Genomic DNA, 20,465 nt, shown 5'->3' on the forward strand with positions numbered 1-20,465 from the left:
CAATCAGGGGTCTGACGTCGATGCTCACGCGCAAACAACAGGAGCTTCTCCTTTTTATTCATGAGCGCATGAAGGAATCCGGCGTTCCGCCGTCTTTCGACGAGATGAAGGATGCCCTCGATCTGGCCTCGAAATCCGGCATTCATCGCCTGATCACGGCGCTCGAGGAACGCGGTTTCATTCGCCGCCTACCGAACCGCGCCAGGGCACTTGAGGTCATCAGGCTTCCGGAGGCCTATAGCCCCAGCATCCAGCCCCGGCGCGGCTTTTCGCCGAGCGTCATCGAGGGCAGCCTCGGCAAGCCCCAGCCGGTCGCCGCTCCCTCGCCTGTAAAACCCGTTGCTGACAACGGCAACTCGGTCTCGGTGCCGGTTATGGGCCGAATCGCTGCCGGCGTGCCGATTTCGGCGATTCAGAACAACACCCACGATATCGTCGTTCCGGCCGATATGCTTGGCTCCGGCGAGCATTATGCTCTGGAGGTCAAAGGCGATTCGATGATCGACGCCGGCATCTTTGATGGCGACACGGTGATCATCCGCAACGGCAGCACCGCAAGCCCAGGCGACATCGTCGTTGCCCTCGTCGATGACGAGGAAGCGACGCTGAAGCGCTTTCGCCGCAAGGGTGCCTCGATCGCACTTGAAGCGGCCAACCCGGCTTACGAGACCCGGATCTTCGGACCTGATCGTGTCAAGGTGCAGGGCAAGCTCGTCGGCCTCATTCGCCGCTATCACTGACACTGGACAGGCCAGATTCGACAAAACTGTTGCTGCGCCAGTCATAAGCGCGATGGCGCATCCACGGCCGTGACAGGGTTTCGAATGCCGTTGCGACCTCCAAGCCGGTGTCTGCGAAGCGCAGCTCGATGGAACCGGTTTTGCGTAGTGTCTCACCGGTAAAAAGCGTCCCACCTGAACGGCAGCTGTTGAAACGCAGGCGGACTGATGTGACGACGATATCGGCCGCATCGCAGGCCGGACCGAGATAAGCGGCATTGTCGATGACCGTGACGATACGGCCATTGCCAAGCCTCGATGTACACCAGGCCCTCTTGACGCAGGAAAAGCGGTTTGTTTCACCGCCCGCGGCCGCCGCCCGCATCGCCGTCCTCGCTTCATTCTGCTGATCGCGGGAAAGCCTGACGCGGCGGTCGTCTCCCTCCGGCGGAATTGCGGGACCATCCAGCATCTTCGGCGGGTAATGCGCCGGCAGGACCAGCGCTCGCTGCCACTGGTCGAAAATGAAATCCGGCGGGTTTTCGCGATTGGAAGCCATTGCCTCAGCCGCGACGACTGCAACCAGACTGCCATCCTCCGAAATCACCAGATCCGGCGGCCGGGGAACCGGCAGAAGCAGCACGATGGACGTCGAGGCGGCGAGGATCGAAGTGCCGGCATGGCGCAACCGGGTGCGGAGCAGCGTCAGCAGCAGAAAGCCTGCCACCGCCACGACGAAATACCAGGCGGGGAGACGGCCGACGCCAATATCGCCGCCCCAGCCGGACACCGTCTTGGCAACCGCAATCACCATATCGAGGCCAAAGCCGACCACCTTCCAGAGCGGCGCGTCCAGACCGAAAGGCATGAGCAACATCGCCAGCAGCCCCGCCGGCATGACGATGAAGGAGATGATCGGCATCGTCGCGAGGTTTGCCGGCAGGCCGTAAGCGGTCAGGCGATGAAAATGCTCGATCGAAAACAGCGCCGTGGAAAAACCGCCGATCAGTGAGGTCAGGAAGACGCCGCCGAAGAAACCGGCGACCGCAACGACCGGCCTGATGATCGGCAGCTTCAGCAAAGCGTTTTCGCGGATGCGCCGGTCCTTCCACAGCTGATAGCCCGATACCAGCGCCAATGTCGCGGCAAAGGACATCTGGAAGCTCGGGCCCAGGACTTCCGAGGGCGAAATGGCGATGATGACAAGAGCCGAGAGGACGACATTGCGCAGGCTGATTGACGGGCGATCGAAGAAGACTGCGATCAGCATGATGGCCATCATGATGAAGGCGCGTTCGGCCGAGACTCCGAATCCTGATATCAGGAAGTAGGCGGTGACGGCGATGAGCGCGCCGGCGGCGGCGATTTTCTTTGTCGGATAGGCTTGAGCAACGCCCGGAAACAGGCTGAGCAGCATCCGGAACCCGACGAAGAAAATGCCTGCCGACAGGGCCATGTTGAGGCCCGATATCGCAACGATATGGGCAAGACCGGACTGGCGCAGCGCCTCCGTCGTCGCCTTCGAGATGGCGCGCCGTTCGTCGGTCACCAAAGCAGCTGCAAAAGCGCCCGTATCACCGGGCAGGATCGACCGAATGCGGTCGCCAATGCTACTGCGCAACTGGTAAAGCCATTCGAGCACAGCTTCCGACGTCGATCTTGCAGCCTGTGGACCAGCCTGCAAGTCGACTTTCTTCGGCGCACCGTAGAAGAAACCGTTGGCGCCGATGCCGTCGAAATAGGCACCGAAGGAGAAATCGTTGAGCGCGGGCAGCGCCGGGCCCGCCGGCGGCGTCAGCCGCGCCCTGCCGGTGATGATGTCGCCGATCTCGAACGGCGCATCGGCGCCACGGGCGATTGCGGTGATGCGTCCCGGCTGCCGCTTCAGTTCCGGTGCCTCAGTGCCGGTGACGGCAAGAATATAGCGCCAGCGCCCCCGGCCGTCGCCTTCCCGCCGTTCCACGCGGCCGGTGACCGTCGTCGTCACCGCTGAATCGAGGATCACAGTCGAAGCCCGCCAGCTCTCGAACTGGGCCGAGAGCATGCCGCAGGCGAAAAACGCCAGCGCCAGGAAAGTTGCGCGCAATGCCGGCCGGCTGCGGCCGGCGAGGAAAACCGCAGCCGCCGGCACCAGCAGACAGAGCAGCGATGCAAAGAAGGGAAAATCCCATGCCGCAAGAAACCAGCAGGCCGAGCCGGCGCCGAGGAAGACCGGCGAGAACAGCAGCAGGCGGCCGTGATCGGCCTCTTCGCCCAGCATGCAGGCTCCGGCACGCAGCACTTGCCGGCCGGTGGCCGGCAGTCGATGGCGCAAGGGGGTCTCCGATTGCGTCCTTGCCGGTCGGGTCACCATCGCAATCGCGGGAAGAGCCGGCGGAACGGCACGGCCCACGCCCGCTTCCGGCCGCAATTCGACTGTCGTCAATTCCTCCATGCCCCGCCCAAGATCACCCGCACCGGCAGTCAGAATGCAACCTTCAATCAAAACGAGCAAGAATAATCGATTGAAATATGAGGGAAAATCGAGAGTGCCAAAAGACCAGTCGAATCATTGGCTTCCGCTATGCCTGCGGCTCATCGCTGCAGTGCCTAAAAGGTGATGCCGCAATGCACAAAAAGCCGTCACGGTAACTTGGCATTAGCTTCGCGATCATATAGCTATCGCTGAGGACGCTTAACCCCTATGGCGCTTTTATGGCGCCACCGCCAGTTCGGAGGATCAGCATGACGGATCAAAGCGCAACAATAAAAATCGGTGACAAATCAGTCGACCTCGCCGTCAAAAGCGGCACGATCGGTCCGAGCGTCATCGATATCGGTGCCCTCTACAAGAACACCGCTTCCTTCACCTACGATCCGGGTTTTACGTCGACCGCATCCTGTGAATCGAAAATCACCTATATCGACGGCGACGAAGGTGTGCTGCTGCACCGCGGCTATCCGATCGAGCAGCTGGCCGAGCATGGCGACTTCCTCGAAGTCTGCTACCTGCTTCTCTACGGTGAACTGCCGACCACCGCCCAGAAGAAGGATTTCGATTATCGTGTCACGCACCACACCATGGTGCATGAGCAGATGAGCCGCTTCTTCACCGGCTTCCGCCGCGATGCGCATCCGATGGCCGTCATGTGCGGCTGCGTCGGCGCCCTGTCGGCTTTCTATCATGACTCCACGGACATCACCGATCCGCACCAGCGCATGGTCGCCAGCCTGCGCATGATCGCCAAGATGCCGACGCTTGCCGCCATGGCCTACAAGTACCATATCGGCCAGCCCTTCGTTTATCCGAAGAACGACCTCGACTACGCCTCGAACTTCCTGCGCATGTGTTTTGCTGTGCCTTGCGAAGAATATGTGGTCAATCCGGTGCTTTCCCGCGCCATGGACCGCATCTTCATCCTGCATGCCGATCACGAGCAGAACGCCTCAACCTCGACCGTGCGTCTTGCCGGTTCGTCGGGCGCCAACCCGTTCGCCTGCATCGCAGCCGGCATCGCCTGCCTCTGGGGCCCCGCCCATGGCGGCGCCAACGAAGCAGCGCTCAACATGCTGAACGAGATCGGCTCGGTCGAACACATTCCGGAATATATCGCCCGCGCCAAGGACAAGAACGATCCCTTCCGCCTGATGGGCTTCGGTCACCGCGTCTACAAGAACTATGACCCGCGCGCCAAGATCATGCAGAAGACGACGCATGAGGTGCTCGGCGAGCTCGGCATCAAGGATGATCCGTTGCTCGAAGTGGCGATGGAACTGGAGCGCATCGCGCTCACCGACGAATATTTCATCGAGAAGAAGCTTTATCCGAACATCGACTTCTATTCCGGCATCACGCTGAAGGCGCTGGGCTTCCCCACGACCATGTTCACCGTGCTGTTTGCGCTTGCCCGCACCGTCGGCTGGATCGCGCAGTGGAACGAGATGATCGAGGATCCTGAACAGCGCATCGGCCGGCCGCGCCAGCTTTATGTCGGCGAACCGAAGCGCGATTACATCCCGGTTTCGAAGCGCTGATCGCTTCACAGCCAAAAAGAAACCCGGTCAGAAACGACCGGGTTTTTTCTTTCTCAGCACGTCGAGAAGGATTTCGGCGGCATGGGCGCCGGGCGGCTTTTCGGTCTGCATGCGCTGCCAGATGAGTTCGTAGCCTTCCTTCATCGCCTTCAGCTGGTAGGTGTCGGCCGAGAGCCTTTCCATCCAGCGTGCGAGGCTTGCTCCGCGAACGACATCGTTCAGATATTCCGGCACGACCGCATAATCGGCAATCAGGTTTGGTAGTGCTCCCGTCCAGGTCTTGATGCTCGACGTCAGCAGCCTCATGATCCAGTCGACCTTGTAGGCGGAGACGACGGGAACGTCGGCAAGCGCCAGTTCAAGAATAACGGTTCCGGACGCCGCCATGGCTGCATCGGCTTCAGCGAAGGCCTTCCATTTCGCTTCCGCGCCGATAACGATCTCCGGCTGGACCACCCACTTCGCCGTCAATTCGCGGACAAGCCCTTCCTTGTGCATCACCGTCGGTAGAATAAAACGCATCGGCCCGTTGCGGGCAATGAGTTCGCTCACTGCCACCTCGAAATGCGGCAGGAGCTTCTGGATCTCGGAGGAGCGTGAGCCGGGCAGAAGCAGGATCGCGCCGGTGCCGGGCTGTCTGCCGGCGCGCCGGCGCCGGGTCTCCAGCAGCGCCGGGTCGGCGGTCAGGCGATGCCCCACATAGGTCGTTGCCGGCCCATTGAGGCGCTGCATGGTTGACGGCTCGAAGGGCAAGACGGCAAGCACATGATCGACATAGCCGAGCATGCGCGTGGCGCGATATTCCTTCCAGGCCCAGACGCTCGGACAGACATAATTGACGACAGGCAGATCGGGCAGCGCGGTGCGAACCCGCTTTGCGACGCGATGGGTGAAATCCGGGCTGTCGATAATGACGAGAATGTCAGGCCTTGCAGCGATGATCGCAGCAGTCGTCTGGCGGATCAGCCTATAGAGCTTCGGCAGCCGGCTTAGCACCTGGGTGATACCCATGATCGACAGTTCGGAGAAATCGAAGAGGGATTTCAGGCCTTCCGCCTGCAGCCCCTCGCCGCCGACGCCGACGAGTTCCACCGGTCCGCCATGAATCCGCTTCAGGGCGGCAATCAGGTCGGCGCCGAGCAGATCGCCCGACACCTCACCGGCAATGACGGCGATCTTCAGCGGCGCCCCGTTCATTCGAACCCCCATGCCGGCAGCCCGCGATCAATGCCGCAGATAAAAAGCCCCGCCTCATCGGCGGCCTTAATGACGGCGGTGCGATCGAGCACCAGCGAGCGGCCAGCCTCCACCGCGATGCCGCCGAGACCGGCGTTTTTAGCGTTCAGGACGGTGGAAACACCGATCGCCGGCAGGTCGGCGCGAATATCCTGTTGCGGCTTGCAAAGTTTGACGAGCGCGCCGCGGCGGCGCGGCGAGATGCGCCCGGCGGCTCTCAGACCCGCGACACGCTCGAGCATCTCGTCCGTGCCTTCCAACCCTTCCAGCGCAACGATGCGACCGCCGATGCTGACAGCGCCCTGCCCGACATCGAGCCGGCCGAGCATGTCCGCGGCTTCGGCCGCGCGGCTGATATCGCGACGATCCTCCTCCCCGGGCGCCACTGTGCCCAGCGGGCCGACGGCCGCAAGAAGATCGGGGGCGATCTCATGGGCGCCGACGACACGGCGGCCGTTTCCTTCGATCAGCCGGATCACCATCTGCAGAACCGTATCGTCACCGCCGGACAGCAGCGTGCGGATGGCAGCCGGCATCTTCATCAGAACGCGTAGCGTCGGGCGCACCTCGCGCCACTCCGGCCGGCGCGCCACACTCCCCGACATCACGACACGGCCGACACCATAACGATTGAGCAACGCATCAAGAGCTGCGAAATCGCCGATCCCGATGACGGCGTGGTCATAGCCTTCCCAGCGCCGGTCGCTTTCGTCCTTCAGGGCGACGACGACGGGATTTTCACCCGCGGCTCGCGCGGCTTCGGCGACATAAGAAGGCAGAAGACCGCCGCCGGCGATGATCGCCAGCCGGCCCGCAGCGGTGTCGCTGGAAAAAGCCACAGGACTAGCCCTTCTGCCCCCGGGTCGGCGAGGACAAGGCACGATCACTGTCGGCCGCAATGAAATCGAGGATCTGGACCACCGGCTCGCAATCGGCATATTCATCGCGGATGGCGGCGGCGTTTTCGCGGACGGAGGCCGTTCCTTCGAAGATCGACTTGTAGGCGCGGCGCACCCGGTGAATGACGGCGCGGTCGACGCCGGCGCGCGTCATGCCGACGACATTGAGGCCGCTCAGCAGGCCGGGGTTGCCGTTCAACATGCCGTAGGGAATGACGTCGTAACTCACCGCCGAAAGCCCGCCGACGAAGGCCTGACGGCCAACGCGGGTGAACTGGTGAACGGCTGAGCCACCACCCAGGATGACGCGATCCTCGATGACGACATGGCCAGCGAGCATGACATTGTTCGACATGATCACGTGATTGCCGACCTTGCAGTCATGCGCGACGTGAGAATTGGCCAGGAAGAGGTTGTTGTCGCCGACGATCGTCTGGCCACCGAAATCGGCCGTGCCGGTGTTCATCGTCACGCCTTCGCGCATCGTGCAGTTGGCGCCGACCGAAAGCGTCGTCTCCTCGCCGCCGTGATGCACGCTCTGCGGATCGCCGCCGATGACGGCCATCGGAAAGATGCGTGTGCCCTTGCCGATCACGGTGCGGCCGGTGACGACCGCATGTGACAAGAGTTCGACATTTTCATGCAGGACGACGTGCGGCCCGACATGGCAGAAGGGACCGATCTTGACGCCCTCACCGATCACAGCCCCGTCTTCGACGACAGCCATCGGATGAATGCGGGCGCTTTCGGCAATCGTGCTCATGCCTGTTCCTTACGAACGATCATCGCGCCGATATCGGCTTCGGCGACAAGCGCCCCGTCAACCTTGGCGTCGCAATGGAATTTCCAGATGTTGCCGCGCTGCTTGTGCTTCTTGACGTGGAATTCGACGCGATCGCCGGGCACGACGGGCTTGCGAAAACGCGCATTCTCGATGGTCATGAAGTAAACGAGGTTGCCGGGCTGGCCTTCCTTCTTAGCACAGATCGCACCTGCGGTCTGCGCCATGCCCTCGATCAAGAGAACGCCGGGCATGATCGGAGCTTCCGGAAAATGACCGGTGAAATGCGGTTCGTTCACCGTGACGTTCTTGATGCCGACCGCGCTGTTGTCGCCGTCGATCTCGATAATCTTGTCGACCATGAGAAACGGATACCGGTGCGGCAGGAGCTTCATGATCTCGATGATGTCAGCCGAAGAAAGCGTTGTCGTGGCTTCCTCAGTCATTTTGCTTGCCTCCAGGGTTCTTTCCGCGCAGCTTGCTTTTCGACACCTGCAGTGCGGCCTCTCTCAGATAGTCTTTTAGTGGCCGTGCCGGGACACCGCCATATTGTCCGCCGGCGGGAAGATCGGTCATGATACCGCTTTTGGCGGCTATCTGCACGCCGTCACCGATGGTCACGTGACCCTTGATCCCGGCCTGGCCGCCGATCTGCACACCGTTGCCGATCTTCGTGCTGCCGGCGATGCCGACCTGCGAAACGATGGCGCAATGGCGGCCGATCTGGACGTTGTGGCCGATCTGGACCTGGTTGTCGATTTTGGTGCCTTCGCCGATGACCGTATCGTCCATGGCGCCGCGGTCGACCGTGGTATTGGCGCCGATTTCGACATTATCCTGGATGATCACCCGACCGATCTGGACGATCTTGATCATGCCGCGCGGACCCGGTGCATAACCGAAACCATCCTGGCCGATGCGCACACCGTTGTGGATGATGACGCCGTTGCCGATCAGCGCGCAGAGAATGCTCGCACCGGCCGCGATCGAACAATCCCGGCCGACCTTGACGCCTGGACCGATTATGCTGTGTGCGCCGATCCGCGTCCCTTCGCCGATCTCGGCATGCGGGCCGATCACGGCCAGCGGCTCGACGATCACGCCCTTTTCGAGTTTCGCGCTCGGGTCGATCACAGCGCTGGGTGCGATTTCGCTTTCACCCGGCGGGAAAACGACCGGGCGCAATGCCGCGGGATAGAGCACACCGCCCGCCATGGCGAAGGCCGCATGCGGATTGGACGACAGGATGACCGGGATATGTTCGGGGACGAGGTCGGCGAGCGCCTTGTCGCAGATCACCGCCGAGGCCTCACATGTCGCTAGTTCATCACGGTTGCGGCGCGACAGGATATAACAGAGATCGCCCGCCCGCGCCCGGTTGACGGGGGCAACGGACCTGACGACAACATCTGAATGATCGGAATTGGCGAGTTCCGCCCCAAGAAACTCTGCAAGCTCAGCGAGCTTCAGACCTTCATGGGGCAGAAAAAAAACGTTTTGCTCCATCGGCAATGCTCCAGAACGGAATTGAGTCTTACAGTTCCGGACTGCCGATATCAGAATTGGTTGTTGATGCCAAACTTGAAGTTCTGCGTCTTGTCGAAGTCTTCCTTGAGAACCGGGATCGCGTAATCCAGGCGCAATGAACCGAAGGGAGACTGCCAGACGACACCGACACCGACGGAAGCGCGCAGGGAGGCGTCTTCGCCGTCAATGCCGTCGCCCCTCAGGTCAACGTCATTGCCGAACAGCGTGCCTGCATCGGCAAAAACCGCACCGCGCAGGTTGAAGTCACGCGGGAAGCCCGGCATTGGGAAGGTCGCTTCGGCCGATGCCGTGAAGTAAGTCGTACCACCCAGTGGATCGTCGTTGGTGCCGGAAACGCGCGGGCCGATACCCTTGTTTTCGAAGCCGCGAATATCGCCGTTGGTCAGCGTGAATTGGTCGAAGACATTCAGGTGTTCCCCGAAGCCGATGACATAACCCGCCGAGGCCGAAACCGAGCCGATAATATCGGCATCGTCGGCGAGCAGGTGGTAGTAACGGGCCTTGCCGTAGATCTTGTAGAACTGCGAGTCTCCGCCGAGACCGGCAATTTCCTGCGTCGCCGTCGCGTAGATGCCTTCACGCGGCAGGACGGTGTCATCAAGCGTGTTGTAGGTCAGCGTCTGGGAGACCGAAGACCGTGTCCACGGGCTATCCTCAACGAGGTGCTGATACGGAGCGGACAGATCGGAAAGATCGTTGTTATCCGCGTCATACTTCATCTGCTTGTAGTTATAGCGGAAGGTCGTCGCCAAATCCTCGGTGATCGGCGCGGTGACGCGCAGCACGACGCTGGTTTCCTCGTAGTCGTAGTTGTCGTTGCTCGACGTCTCGCTGTGGTTGACGTCGAAGCCTGCAGCCAGGCGGTAGCCGAGGAAATAGGGTTCGGTGAAGCTAACGCCGTAAGCACGCGAACCTTCCTGACCGCCGCCGGCCGAGATGCGGATGTACTGACCGCGGCCGAGGAAGTTCTTTTCCTCGATCGAGGCTTCGAGCAGCAGACCATCGCCGCCGGCGGCATAACCTGCACCCACACCGAACGAACCTGTCGACTGATCCTGCACGTCGACAACCACCACGACACGGTCTGGCGAACTGCCCGGCTGGGTGGAAATATTGACGGACGAGAAGTAACCGAGCGCTTCGAGGCGACGTTTGGCCTTGGTGATCATCTGCTGGTTGAAGGCATCGCCTTCGCTCATATCGAATTCGCGGCGAATGACGTAGTCGCGCGTGCGGCTGTTGCCACGGATCTCGATGCGCTCGACATAGGCGCGCTCGCCCTGGTCGACCAGGTATTCGACACCAATCGTGTTGTTGTTGAGGTCGCGGTTACCGCGCGGCGTGACGCGCGCAAAGGGATAACCGGCCGAGGCCACCTGATCGGAGATCGCCTCGATCGACTTCTGCACTTCCTTGGCGCTGTAGAGGTGACCCTCCTTCGTGCGCACGAGGGGCTGCAGTTGCTCGGAACCGACGCCTTCGACGGTGGACTGGACGGTCACCGGACCGAAGTCGTAACGCTGGCCTTCCTCGATGTTGAAGGTGAGCGTGTATTTGTTGGTCGCCTCGTCGAAGGTGGCATCGGAAGAGACGATGCGCATATCGGCATAGCCGCGATTGTAATAAAACTGGCGAAGCGCTTCCTCGTCGGCATGGAGCTTGTCGTCGTTGTAGACGTCCTTGCGGGTCAGGAACGACAGAAAGTTCGAACGCTTGGTGGCGATGACGGCAGCCAGGCGGCCGGCGCTATAGGCATTGTTACCGACGAAGTTGATCGAATCGATCTTGGTGCGGTCGCCTTCGTTAATGACGAAGGCCAGGTTGACACGGCCTTCGCCGAGCGGCACGACCTGCGTCGTCACTTCGACTTCGCTGCGGCCGGTGGCGGCATAGGCATCCTTGATCGACTGGATGTCGGACTGGATCTGGGTGTCGCTGTAAGGGCCGGCGGCGTGCGTCTGGACGATGGTCGCGAGCTTGTCGTCCTTGATCTTGCGATTGCCGTTGAAGACCACCTGATTGACGAGCTGGGCTTCCTGGACGTTGACGACAAGCGTGCTCCCGGAAACCGAGATCTTGACGTCGGAGAAGTAACCCGTGCCGTAGAGCTGCTTGACCGAGTCATCGATATCGGTGTTCGAAAAACTCTTTCCGGGAGCGATGGTGAGGTTCGACCGGACTGCTTCCGCGCCGACGCGGCTTGCGCCGCGCACATCGATGCGCTGGATGACCGCGGCTTCGGCGGCCGTGGCGGAAACGAACGTCAAAGCACCTGCGCCCGAAGCAACAACACTAGCAGACAGCGCAACCGCCGATACTGCGTTCAAAAACTTTGAACCAGCCTTCATTTCACCTATTACCTTTTTTTCCCTCGTCCCCGGCCCCAGGAGAACCCGATTCCGGTCACGTGTGTCGTTTTACCCGCTTTTGACATACAAGCAAGGGAGGTCGTTAATTTCTGTTTACTTCATTTCGAAGCGTGACCCATTCGCCACTACAGCCTTGAAACATCGTAAATAAATAGTAATTCCCCTGCCTTGCGCGTTTACCCTTAGCTCAGGCTAATGTCGTTCCAGGTCGTGAAAACCATCAATGTCAGTATCATGGCCAAGCCAATGCGAAATGCGATTTCCTGAGCCTTGGCGCCCAGCGGTTTCCCTCTCAGCGCTTCCACCGCATAGAACATCAGGTGGCCGCCATCAAGTACCGGAACCGGCATCAGGTTAAGCAATCCTATCGAAACTGAAAGCACGGCAGCAAGCTGCAACACCGCCCCTATCCCAAGCTTCGCCATCTGGCCCGAGGCTTGCGCGACGCGGATCGGTCCACCCAGTTGGTCGGCCCGCATCGTTCCGGCGAAGATGTTGCCGATATATTTGAAGGTGCCGGTGACGATGTCCCGGGTCTCGAGCACACTCTCCCGCAGCGCCTGGAACGGCGTGTAGGTCTGCAGCCGGAAATTGCCGACTTCCTTGCTGGTGACGATGCCGATCTGGCCGACCTCGATCTTGTTGCCGAACTGGTCGGTCATGTCGACGCGTTGCGGCACCATCGGCAGATCCAGCTTCTGGCCGCCGCGCTCGATGGTGACGACGATCTGCTGGCTCGGGCGGATGGCGACATAGCGGCGCACGTCGTCGAAAGTTTCGACCTTGCCGCCGTCGATGGCGACCAAGAGATCGCCGGGAAGGATGCCGGCCGCAGCCGCTACGCCATCCGGCTTGACTTCGGAAACGACGGGATCGGCGACCGAACGGCCATAAATCGAGAAAAGCAGGGTGAAGATGGCAATCGCCAGCAGGAAATTGGCGATCGGGCCGGCCGCGACGGTCGCGGCGCGTTTCCACAGCTTAGCGCCGGCAAAGGAACGCGCCCTGTCCTCTTCGGACATGGCATTGAGCTTGTCCGTGTCTGGCTTGCTGGAAGCATCCTCGTCGCCGAAGAACCGGACGTATCCGCCAAGCGGGATCACCGAAATCTTCCAGCGCGTTCCGTGGCGGTCGGTGAAGCCGAATATTTCCGGACCGAAACCGACGGAAAAGGCCAGGATGCGGATGCCGCTCCAGCGCCCGACGAGGTAGTGGCCCATCTCGTGCACGAAGACGAGCAGCGAGAGCACGAGGATGAAGGTGACGATATTCCCCATCAGGAATGCGTATATATCGGTCATCACTTCCAACAGTTCCTTCCGTCAGGCTGCCGCGTCATCAAAGGCCGAACAGAGCCGCGCCGAGCGACGTCATCGCAGTCCCCCTTATCAGGGAAAATAGTCCAGCAAGCAAGAACGCCGAAAAACAGGCGAAAATCAGTCCGTCGACACGATCCATGACGCCGCCGTGACCTGGAATGAGACGGCTTGAATCCTTGACGCCGAATTTCCGCTTGATGAACGATTCGAACAGGTCTCCCGACTGGCTGCAAACCGAGAGAACGAGTGCCGCAACGGCAGCGATGATTTCCGCGCCAGGAATGAGAAAGTGGACGAGAACGACGCCGGCTGCAACCGCCGAAACGGCACCGCCGATTGCGCCCGACCATGTCTTTCCCGGCGAGATCGAAGGCGCAAGCTTCGGTCCGCCAAGCGCCCTGCCGACGAAATAAGCAAGGATGTCGGTTGCCCAGACGACGGCAAAGACGAAGAGCATGGCATAGAGGCCGGGCCGGTCATCGCTTCTGATCGCGGCAAGCGCCAAGCCGGTGGCACCGGCATAAAACAGGCCCACCGGCAACCAGCGGCTGGTGCCGTGCAGGATGATCAGCGCTATGCCGACGGCGGTGACGCCGACCAGCATGCCGGCGGCGAATTCAAAATTGCCGACAAGCACGAGGAAGGCCACCGCCGCCTGACCGATCCAGCCGACGGCATTGGCGACCCAATCACGCGCGACGCCGGTAATTGTCGACCATTCATAATAGATCAGCAGGCCGATCACGGCCGCCAAGATGCGGAAGGCAAAACCACCATACCAGGTGGCGGCAAGAACGATGACCGCAAGAATAAGTCCTGAAACGATGCGGAGCTTCAATTCCTGCTGCATCAGGTGCCGACCGCGGCTGCCTGCGACGACAGGCCGCCGAAGCGCCGGTCGCGGGAGGCGAATTTCTCGAGCGCCTGGCGGAAGATTTCGGGGCTGAAATCCGGCCAATATTCCGGAATGAAGATGAATTCCGAATAGGCAGCCTGCCAGAGGAGGAAGTTTGAAAGCCGCTCCTCACCGCTGGTGCGGATGATGAGGTCTGGATCGGGAATGCCGGCCGTATCGAGACGGGCGTTGATCAGCGATGGCGTGATATCCTGCGCCCTCAGGCGGCCGGCCTCGACGTCCCTCGCCAAGCTCGCCACAGCCCGGGAGATCTCGTCGCGCGAGCCGTAGTTGAAGGCGATGACCAGCGTCAGCGCCGTGTTGTCCTTGGTCGTTTCCTCCGCCTCGAGCAGCAGGCCGAGGATGTCGCTGCGCAGGCTGTGGCGGTCGCCGATCACTTTGATCCGCACATTCTGGCGATGAAGCTCGGCAAGGTCACGCCGGATAAAAGCCTTGAGCAGACCAAGCAGATCGGAGACCTCGGCCTCCGGCCGGCGCCAGTTCTCCGAGGAGAAGGCAAAGAGGGTCAGATATTTTATGCCGGCCGCGCCGGCGGCGCGCACTGTCTCGCGGACCGCCTCGACGCCCTTGCGATGGCCCATTGTGCGCGGCAGGCCGCGCTGCTTGGCCCAACGGCCATTGCCGTCCATGATGATGGCAACATGCTCTGGCACAGTCACAAATACAGATTCCGACATTTCCCGTCCGGTCTTTCCAGGCAAAGGCACAGATCCACTAGACCTGCATGATTTCCTTTTCCTTCTCGCCAAGCAAGCGGTCGATTTCGGAAATCGTCTCGTCCGTCATCTTCTGTACACGTTCCGACTGCGCCCTGCCCTCGTCCTGGCCGATTACGCCATCCTTTTCGGCTTTCTTAAGGCCGTCCATGCCGTCGCGGCGAACGTGGCGAATCGCGACCTTGCTCTTTTCGGCATAATCATGCGCCACTTTGACGAGCGACTTGCGGCGTTCCTCGTTCAGCTCCGGCAGCGGAATACGCAGGTTCTGGCCATCGACAATCGGGTTGAGGCCGAGATTGGATTCGCGGATGCCGCGCTCGACGGCGCTGACCATCGACTTGTCCCAGACGGAAACTGCCAGCATACGCGGCTCGGGCACAGTGATGTTGGCGACCTGGTTCAACGGCATACGCGAACCATAGGCCTCGACCGTGACCGGATCGAGGATGTTGGCCGAAGCACGGCCGGTGCGCAGCGATGCGATGTCGCTTTTGAATGCGGAAACTGCGCCGTCCATGCGGCGCTTCAGTTCCTTGATGTCGATACCTTCACTCATGTCGATGCTCCCGTATAAAGCGCGTCGCGATGGCTGCGCCCGATAAAGCGGCGCAGTCTATATCAGTTGTCGGAGACGATGGTCTTGAGGCCGCCGCCCGTCAGGATTTCAGCAAAACCGCCTTTCTCGTGGATCGAGAAGACGATGATCGGAATGGAATTCTCCCGGGCGAGCGCCACGGCGGCAACGTCCATTACCGCAAGCCCTCTGTCCAGCACTTCCTGGTGCGTCAGGCGATCGAGACGGGTCGCATCGGGATATTTTTTCGGGTCGGCGGTGTAGATACCGTCTACCTGCGTGCCCTTGAAGATCGCTTGCGCACCCATTTCGGCGGCGCGCAGCGCTGCGGCCGAATCGGTGGTGAAGAAGGGGTTGCCGGTGCCGCCGGCAAAGATCACCACACGCCCCATCGACAGGTGATAGAGGGTCGCGCGCTGCGAAAAGCTCTCGCAGATCTCGGGCATCGAGATGGCCGAAAGCACTACCGTATCGATGTTCAGCTTGCGCAGCGAGGTCGCCAGCGCCAGCGCATTGATAATGGTGCCGAGCATGCCCATGTGGTCGCCGGTGACCCGGTCACCGCCCTTGGACGCGACCGCGACACCGCGAAAAATATTGCCGCCACCGACGACGACGCCGACTTCCACGCCCATATGCCTTGCCTCGGCGATATCGGATGCAATGCGGTCCGCCACCGCAACATCGATCCCGAAACCCTGGCTACCCATGAGCGCTTCGCCGGAAGCCTTGAGTAGAACGCGTTTATAGACAGGCTCTAAAGACATCTTGGCTCCTCGTAAATTGCCGTGAATGCCCGATACACGAAGGGCACCGCGTTGTCACGCGATGCCCCTCTTGTTTTCCCAATTATGGCTGGAAGATCAACCCTTGACGGCAGCCGCAACTTCGGCTGCGAAATCGGTCTCTTCCTTCTCGACGCCTTCGCCGAGCAGAAGGCGGGCCATGCCGGCGACTTCGATCGGCGCGCCGACGGCCTTTTCAGCTTCCTTGACGGCGGCTGCGACAGTCAGGTCCGGATTGATGACGAAAGCCTGCGAGAGAAGGGCAACTTCCTCGAAGAACTTGCGCATGCGGCCGTCGACCATCTTCTCGATGATGTTGTCAGGCTTGCCGGAAGCGCGCGACTGCTCGATGAAGACGTTGCGCTCGCGCTCGGCGACGGCGGCATCGACTTCCTCAGGGCGGATCGCCAGCGGTGCGGTCGCAGCGATATGCATGGCGACCTGGCGGCCGATTGCGTTCAGAGCTTCCTTGTCGCCGGTCGACTTCAGCGCGACGAGAACGCCGAGCTTGCCGAGGCCGTCGGAAACAGCATTGTGGATATAGGTGGCGACGACGCCGTCCTCGACGGAGAGAGCGACCGAACGGCGCAGGTTCATGTTCTCGCCGATCGTTGCGATCGCGTCCTTGATCGTGTCGGAAACCGACTTGCCGGAGGCCGGGTAGGTCGCAGCCGCCACGGCGTCGACGCTGCCGTTTGTGGAGACAGCAACCTTGGCGATACCGCGGACGAGATCCTGGAAGGCATCGTTACGGGCGACGAAGTCGGTTTCGGAGTTGACTTCGACGACAACGGCCTTGGTGCCCTGGCTCGAAACGCCGATGAGGCCTTCGGCAGCGGTGCGGCCCGACTTCTTGTCGGCCTTGGCGATGCCCTTGGCGCGCAGCCAGTCGATTGCCGCTTCCATGTCGCCGCCGGTTTCAGCAAGAGCCTTCTTGCAGTCCATCATGCCTGCGCCGGTCTTTTCGCGCAGTTCCTTCACCATTGCAGCCGTAATCTCGCTCATTAGCTTCCTCTTGTCGGTTCAAACGGTGGGCCGCAAAGCGCGGCGCGGCACCGGATTGAGGCACGAAATGTACCTGTATGTATGACAGCGTGATGAAGACGCGTCATAACGAAACTTAATCGGCGAAGAGCCTGATGCCCTCGCCCTGAAACAGGCAAGGCCGCCGAACTTCGATGAGTCGCGAGCGGCCTTTCCCAGTCATGCAAGCTTTGGCGGAACTTTCGATCCGCCGGCTTTCATCAGCCTTCGGCTGCTTCCTCGAGAGCCGGTTCGACCGGAACTTCGGAGGACGCGCCGAGATCGCGGCCGGAAGAGCTCTGCTGACGCGCGATGCCATCGATGGCGGCGCGGGAGATCAGCTCGCAGTAGAGAGCGATGGCGCGCGATGCGTCGTCGTTGCCCGGGATCGGATAGTCGATCAGGTCCGGATCGCAGTTCGAATCGATGATGGCGACGACCGGGATGCCGAGGCGCTTGGCTTCGTCGATCGCGATCTTTTCCTTGTTGGTGTCGATGATGAACATCAGGTCCGGGGTGCCGCCCATGTCACGGATACCGCCGAGAGCCTTGTCGAGCTTTTCACGCTCGCGCTCGAGGTTCAGGCGTTCCTTCTTGGTGAAGCCCTGGGCTTCGCCGTTGAGGATCTCGTCGAGCTTGCGCAGGCGCTGGATCGAGTTGGAGATCGTCTTCCAGTTCGTCATCATGCCGCCGAGCCAGCGCGAGTTGACGTAGTACTGGGCCGAACGCTTGGCGCTGTCGGCGATAATCTCCGACGCCTGGCGCTTGGTGCCGACGAACAGAACGCGGCCGCCGCGGGCAACGGTGTCGCTGACGACCTGCAGGGCGCGCGACAGCATCGGAACGGTCTGGGCCAGGTCGATGATGTGGATGTTGTTACGGTCGCCGAAGATGTACGGCTTCATCTTCGGGTTCCAGCGGTGCGTCTGGTGGCCGAAGTGGACGCCTGCTTCGAGAAGCTGGCGCATAGAGAAATCGGGCAATGCCATGCCTTTGTATCCTTTTCCGGTTGAACCTCCGCAAGGCGAACAGCATCCTATTCGAGGATGCCACCGGGCGGAACGATCCGGATTTCTCCCGGACAATCCCATGCCTTACGTGTGGAATGGTGGTGCCCATACATTCGATTTGGCGCAAAAGCAAGGCTTATGCCGAAAAATCCCCGCTCATTCGCCCGGCACTGGACGAGACGGTGTCGAAACGGACGCATCGGCCTCGATCGGCGTCAAGCGATATGGAACCGTCGGCATTGCCGGTGGCAGCTCCCAAGGGCTTGCACTGCAATTGTCTACACGAGGACATAGGAGACGGCGGCGATCGCCGACCACGGTGAATCTGATGAGAGAGTTTGAAGACAGGCGCGATTCCGTGCCTACTTGCAAACCTCGGCGTTGCGATCGAGCAGCTCCAACTTGGCGAGCTTGCCGGTCAGGACGAAATCGCCGTAATCCATCGTCAGGTCGCGGGTGATGCCGTTCTCATAGAGTTTGAACGACATGCGGTAGACCGGCAAGGCATCCGATTTTGCATTCTCGTTGAAATAGGCGATCGTCACCGGCCAGAAGGCCGTCTTGGAGAAAGCGCCGGCATTGCCGGCATCTGCCTCCTCGGCCACCGGCGTCTGCTGCTTGCCGACGATCGTCGTCGTTACCAGCGATTTGTCGCCGTCATCGGAGCCGTCGAAGACGCGGGCTTCGAAGAAGCGCTTGCCATCCTTGGCGTTCTGGATCACGTCGAGCATATGTTCGGTAGGAAAACGGCTTTCGGCAAGCTGCAGTTCGCGGCTCGACGGCTGCTTGAGATCGACCTTGACGCCATCCGGCTGATCCTGAGCCGCACCGTTGACCTCCTTGTCGAGCTGTTCGTCGGTGAAGGATTTTGTGTCGAATGTGAACTTGCCGTCCTTGAGGTTCTCGAAGGTCTTCGTCTGCTGGTCGCTGACGCGGACGCTGTCGCCAGTGTCGATCTGCGTCACGAAACGGAAGTTGGTAGTGAAGCCCTGGCAATAATTGCCGTCGAACTCATAGACCATGCGTCCATACATGCCGGCAATGCCGGAGCGGTCCGAGGCGTCCTTCAGTTCCAGATCGTAGACGGCGCGATGTGCGACGAGGCCGGTCGCGATCGCAGCGCTTACCGCAGGCGCGGCCGCCCATGCATTGGCGGAAACGCTGGCGAGAAGCAGAGCGACAAGACCTGATCGGAACATTCATTAACTCCTGTTGGACTCGGTCGCGATGTTATAAGAACGCTTTCGGCCAAATCGAGGCTCGAACCTGTCATATTAAAGATTCTAGTCTTGATGCATAATTTTTGAAGAATTGACAACAAAAGCGGAGACGAAAATGTCCGATGAAATTGCAAAGCGCCTGACTGAGATGGGGATAACCCTGCCCGAAGCCGCAGCCCCCGCTGCAAATTACGTTCCCTATGTCATCAGCGGCAATCTTCTCTACATCTCCGGGCAGTTGCCGCTCGACAGCGGCAAGATCGCCGTCTCCGGACATCTCGGCAAGACCGTCGACGTTGCGAGCGGCCAGCGCGGCGCCGAACTCTGCGCCATCAACATCCTTGCCCAGGCGAAGGCGGCACTTGGCGGCGATCTCGGCCGCATCCGGCGCGTCATCAAGCTGAACGGCTTCGTCGCCTCGGCGCCCGACTTCGTCGAGCAGCATCTCGTCATCAATGGCGCTTCGAACCTGATTGCCGGCGTGCTCGGCGAGGCCGGCAAACATGCGCGTGCCGCCGTCGGCATGGCCGCCCTGCCGCTGAACGCCGCCGTCGAAATCGATGCTATCATGGAAATCGCCGAATGACCAATGCGGCCTGGATCCGGGACGTGCCGGTCGCCCATCGCGGCTATCACGACCTCAATAAACGCGTCTGGGAAAACACGCTCTCGGCCTTTTCGCGTGCCGTCGAAGCCGGCTTTGCGATCGAATGCGACCTACATTACGCCTCCGACGGCGTGCCGGTCGTCTTTCACGACGAGGACCTGCAGCGGCTCTGCAATCTCACCGGCGACATCCGCGAGCGCACCTCCCGTGAGCTCGGACTGATCGCCATCGGCGGCACGAGCGACAAGGTGCCGACACTGCGCCAACTTCTCGATCTCGTTCAGGGCAAGGTGCCTCTAGTGCTGGAGCTCAAGGGCCGTGAGGCCGACGACGAGGGTTTTGCCGAAGCCGTTCTCGAGGTGCTCGAGGGCTATGAGGGCAAAGTGGCGCTGATGAGCTTCGACCATTGGCTGCTGCGCGATCTGAAGGCACTTGAGGCCCCCTACCCACTCGGACTGACCGCCAACGGCAACACGCCAGAAGAGTTTGCGGCGCATGCGGATGCGATGGATATCGGTCTCGATTTCATCTCCTATTATTATGACGAGCTGCCGAACGCCTTCATCACCGGCGAACGCGAAAAGGGCATCCCCGTCATCACCTGGACGGTGCGCGACGAAGAGGCGCGCCGACGGACCTTCGCCAACGCAGACCAGATGACCTTCGAAGGTTTCGATCCGCGTGCGGTTTGACGCTCGCTTTTTGGCCAATATGATGGGCAGACTG

The 20,465-nt window shown here is 60.9% G+C and carries 19 protein-coding genes; 4 read left to right on the forward strand and 15 right to left on the reverse strand.

Going from position 1 to position 20,465, the window contains the following annotated elements:
• The first annotated feature begins 20 nt into the window (after positions 1 to 20).
• Positions 21 to 740 carry a transcriptional repressor LexA gene (gene lexA, locus FFM81_RS11375; protein ID WP_138384331.1) on the forward strand — a complete coding sequence of 240 codons (720 nt, stop codon included), beginning with the start codon at positions 21 to 23 and terminating at the stop codon, positions 738 to 740.
• On the opposite strand, the gene FFM81_RS11380 is transcribed toward lexA, so the two are convergent.
• Positions 721 to 3,153 (reverse strand): ComEC/Rec2 family competence protein, encoded by a 2,433-nt coding sequence (locus FFM81_RS11380; RefSeq protein ID WP_138384332.1) that lies wholly within the window; start codon positions 3,151 to 3,153, stop codon positions 721 to 723. The two genes, lexA and FFM81_RS11380, sit on opposite strands and share 20 nt — an antisense overlap.
• 290 nt (positions 3,154 to 3,443) lie before the next feature.
• Here FFM81_RS11380 and gltA point away from each other — a divergent pair, with 290 nt between their 5' ends.
• On the forward strand, positions 3,444 to 4,733 hold the full coding sequence (gene gltA, locus FFM81_RS11385) for a citrate synthase (RefSeq protein ID WP_003573360.1): 1,290 nt from the start codon (positions 3,444 to 3,446) through the stop codon (positions 4,731 to 4,733).
• A 27-nt stretch (positions 4,734 to 4,760) separates the two neighbouring features.
• Here the strand turns inward: gltA and lpxB are convergent, their stop codons facing one another.
• From lpxB to FFM81_RS11455, 14 genes are all read right to left on the reverse strand, one after another.
• Positions 4,761 to 5,930: a lipid-A-disaccharide synthase gene (lpxB, locus tag FFM81_RS11390; protein ID WP_003573363.1), complete on the reverse strand. Its 1,170-nt coding sequence runs from the start codon at positions 5,928 to 5,930 to the stop codon at positions 4,761 to 4,763.
• On the reverse strand, positions 5,927 to 6,808 hold the full coding sequence (locus tag FFM81_RS11395; protein ID WP_003573364.1) for an LpxI family protein: 882 nt from the start codon (positions 6,806 to 6,808) through the stop codon (positions 5,927 to 5,929). Before FFM81_RS11395 ends, lpxB begins: the two co-directional genes overlap by 4 nt.
• A gap of 4 nt (positions 6,809 to 6,812) precedes the next feature.
• The gene (gene lpxA, locus FFM81_RS11400) at positions 6,813 to 7,631 is read right to left on the reverse strand and encodes an acyl-ACP--UDP-N-acetylglucosamine O-acyltransferase (RefSeq protein ID WP_003573366.1); all 819 of its coding nucleotides are present in this window, start codon (positions 7,629 to 7,631) and stop codon (positions 6,813 to 6,815) included.
• Positions 7,628 to 8,095 carry a 3-hydroxyacyl-ACP dehydratase FabZ gene (gene fabZ, locus FFM81_RS11405; RefSeq protein ID WP_003573367.1) on the reverse strand — a complete coding sequence of 156 codons (468 nt, stop codon included), beginning with the start codon at positions 8,093 to 8,095 and terminating at the stop codon, positions 7,628 to 7,630. The genes lpxA and fabZ overlap by 4 nt, the downstream gene beginning before the upstream one ends.
• Positions 8,088 to 9,155, reverse strand: coding sequence for a UDP-3-O-(3-hydroxymyristoyl)glucosamine N-acyltransferase (lpxD, locus tag FFM81_RS11410; RefSeq protein WP_003573369.1), 1,068 nt, complete (start codon positions 9,153 to 9,155; stop codon positions 8,088 to 8,090). Before lpxD ends, fabZ begins: the two co-directional genes overlap by 8 nt.
• Before the next feature lie 50 nt (positions 9,156 to 9,205).
• Positions 9,206 to 11,545: an outer membrane protein assembly factor BamA gene (bamA, locus tag FFM81_RS11415; RefSeq protein WP_128399247.1), complete on the reverse strand. Its 2,340-nt coding sequence runs from the start codon at positions 11,543 to 11,545 to the stop codon at positions 9,206 to 9,208.
• A 203-nt stretch (positions 11,546 to 11,748) separates the two neighbouring features.
• Positions 11,749 to 12,867 carry an RIP metalloprotease RseP gene (rseP, locus tag FFM81_RS11420; RefSeq protein WP_037092930.1) on the reverse strand — a complete coding sequence of 373 codons (1,119 nt, stop codon included), beginning with the start codon at positions 12,865 to 12,867 and terminating at the stop codon, positions 11,749 to 11,751.
• 37 nt (positions 12,868 to 12,904) lie between these two features.
• The gene (locus FFM81_RS11425; protein ID WP_097533588.1) at positions 12,905 to 13,735 is read right to left on the reverse strand and encodes a phosphatidate cytidylyltransferase; all 831 of its coding nucleotides are present in this window, start codon (positions 13,733 to 13,735) and stop codon (positions 12,905 to 12,907) included.
• Positions 13,735 to 14,478, reverse strand: coding sequence for an isoprenyl transferase (locus FFM81_RS11430; RefSeq protein ID WP_003573375.1), 744 nt, complete (start codon positions 14,476 to 14,478; stop codon positions 13,735 to 13,737). Before FFM81_RS11430 ends, FFM81_RS11425 begins: the two co-directional genes overlap by 1 nt.
• Before the next feature lie 37 nt (positions 14,479 to 14,515).
• On the reverse strand, positions 14,516 to 15,076 hold the full coding sequence (gene frr, locus FFM81_RS11435) for a ribosome recycling factor (RefSeq protein WP_003573377.1): 561 nt from the start codon (positions 15,074 to 15,076) through the stop codon (positions 14,516 to 14,518).
• 62 nt (positions 15,077 to 15,138) lie between these two features.
• Positions 15,139 to 15,861, reverse strand: coding sequence for a UMP kinase (gene pyrH, locus FFM81_RS11440; protein WP_003573378.1), 723 nt, complete (start codon positions 15,859 to 15,861; stop codon positions 15,139 to 15,141).
• A 96-nt stretch (positions 15,862 to 15,957) separates the two neighbouring features.
• Entirely contained in the window at positions 15,958 to 16,884 is a 927-nt protein-coding gene (tsf, locus tag FFM81_RS11445) for a translation elongation factor Ts (protein ID WP_003573380.1), read from the reverse strand.
• A 239-nt stretch (positions 16,885 to 17,123) separates the two neighbouring features.
• Complete coding sequence (gene rpsB / locus FFM81_RS11450; protein WP_003573382.1) at positions 17,124 to 17,891, reverse strand: 30S ribosomal protein S2; 768 nt, start codon at positions 17,889 to 17,891, stop codon at positions 17,124 to 17,126.
• A 383-nt stretch (positions 17,892 to 18,274) separates the two neighbouring features.
• Positions 18,275 to 19,111: a cell envelope integrity EipB family protein gene (locus tag FFM81_RS11455; RefSeq protein ID WP_003573384.1), complete on the reverse strand. Its 837-nt coding sequence runs from the start codon at positions 19,109 to 19,111 to the stop codon at positions 18,275 to 18,277.
• Between the two features lie 136 nt (positions 19,112 to 19,247).
• Between FFM81_RS11455 and FFM81_RS11460 the strand changes: the two genes are divergently transcribed.
• Positions 19,248 to 19,718, forward strand: coding sequence for a RidA family protein (locus tag FFM81_RS11460; protein ID WP_003573385.1), 471 nt, complete (start codon positions 19,248 to 19,250; stop codon positions 19,716 to 19,718).
• Positions 19,715 to 20,431: a glycerophosphodiester phosphodiesterase gene (locus FFM81_RS11465; RefSeq protein ID WP_138384333.1), complete on the forward strand. Its 717-nt coding sequence runs from the start codon at positions 19,715 to 19,717 to the stop codon at positions 20,429 to 20,431. The genes FFM81_RS11460 and FFM81_RS11465 overlap by 4 nt, the downstream gene beginning before the upstream one ends.
• Positions 20,432 to 20,465: the final 34 nt, after the last annotated feature.

Source organism: Rhizobium hidalgonense (assembly GCF_005862185.2).
Taxonomy (GTDB): Bacteria; Pseudomonadota; Alphaproteobacteria; order Rhizobiales; family Rhizobiaceae; genus Rhizobium; species Rhizobium hidalgonense.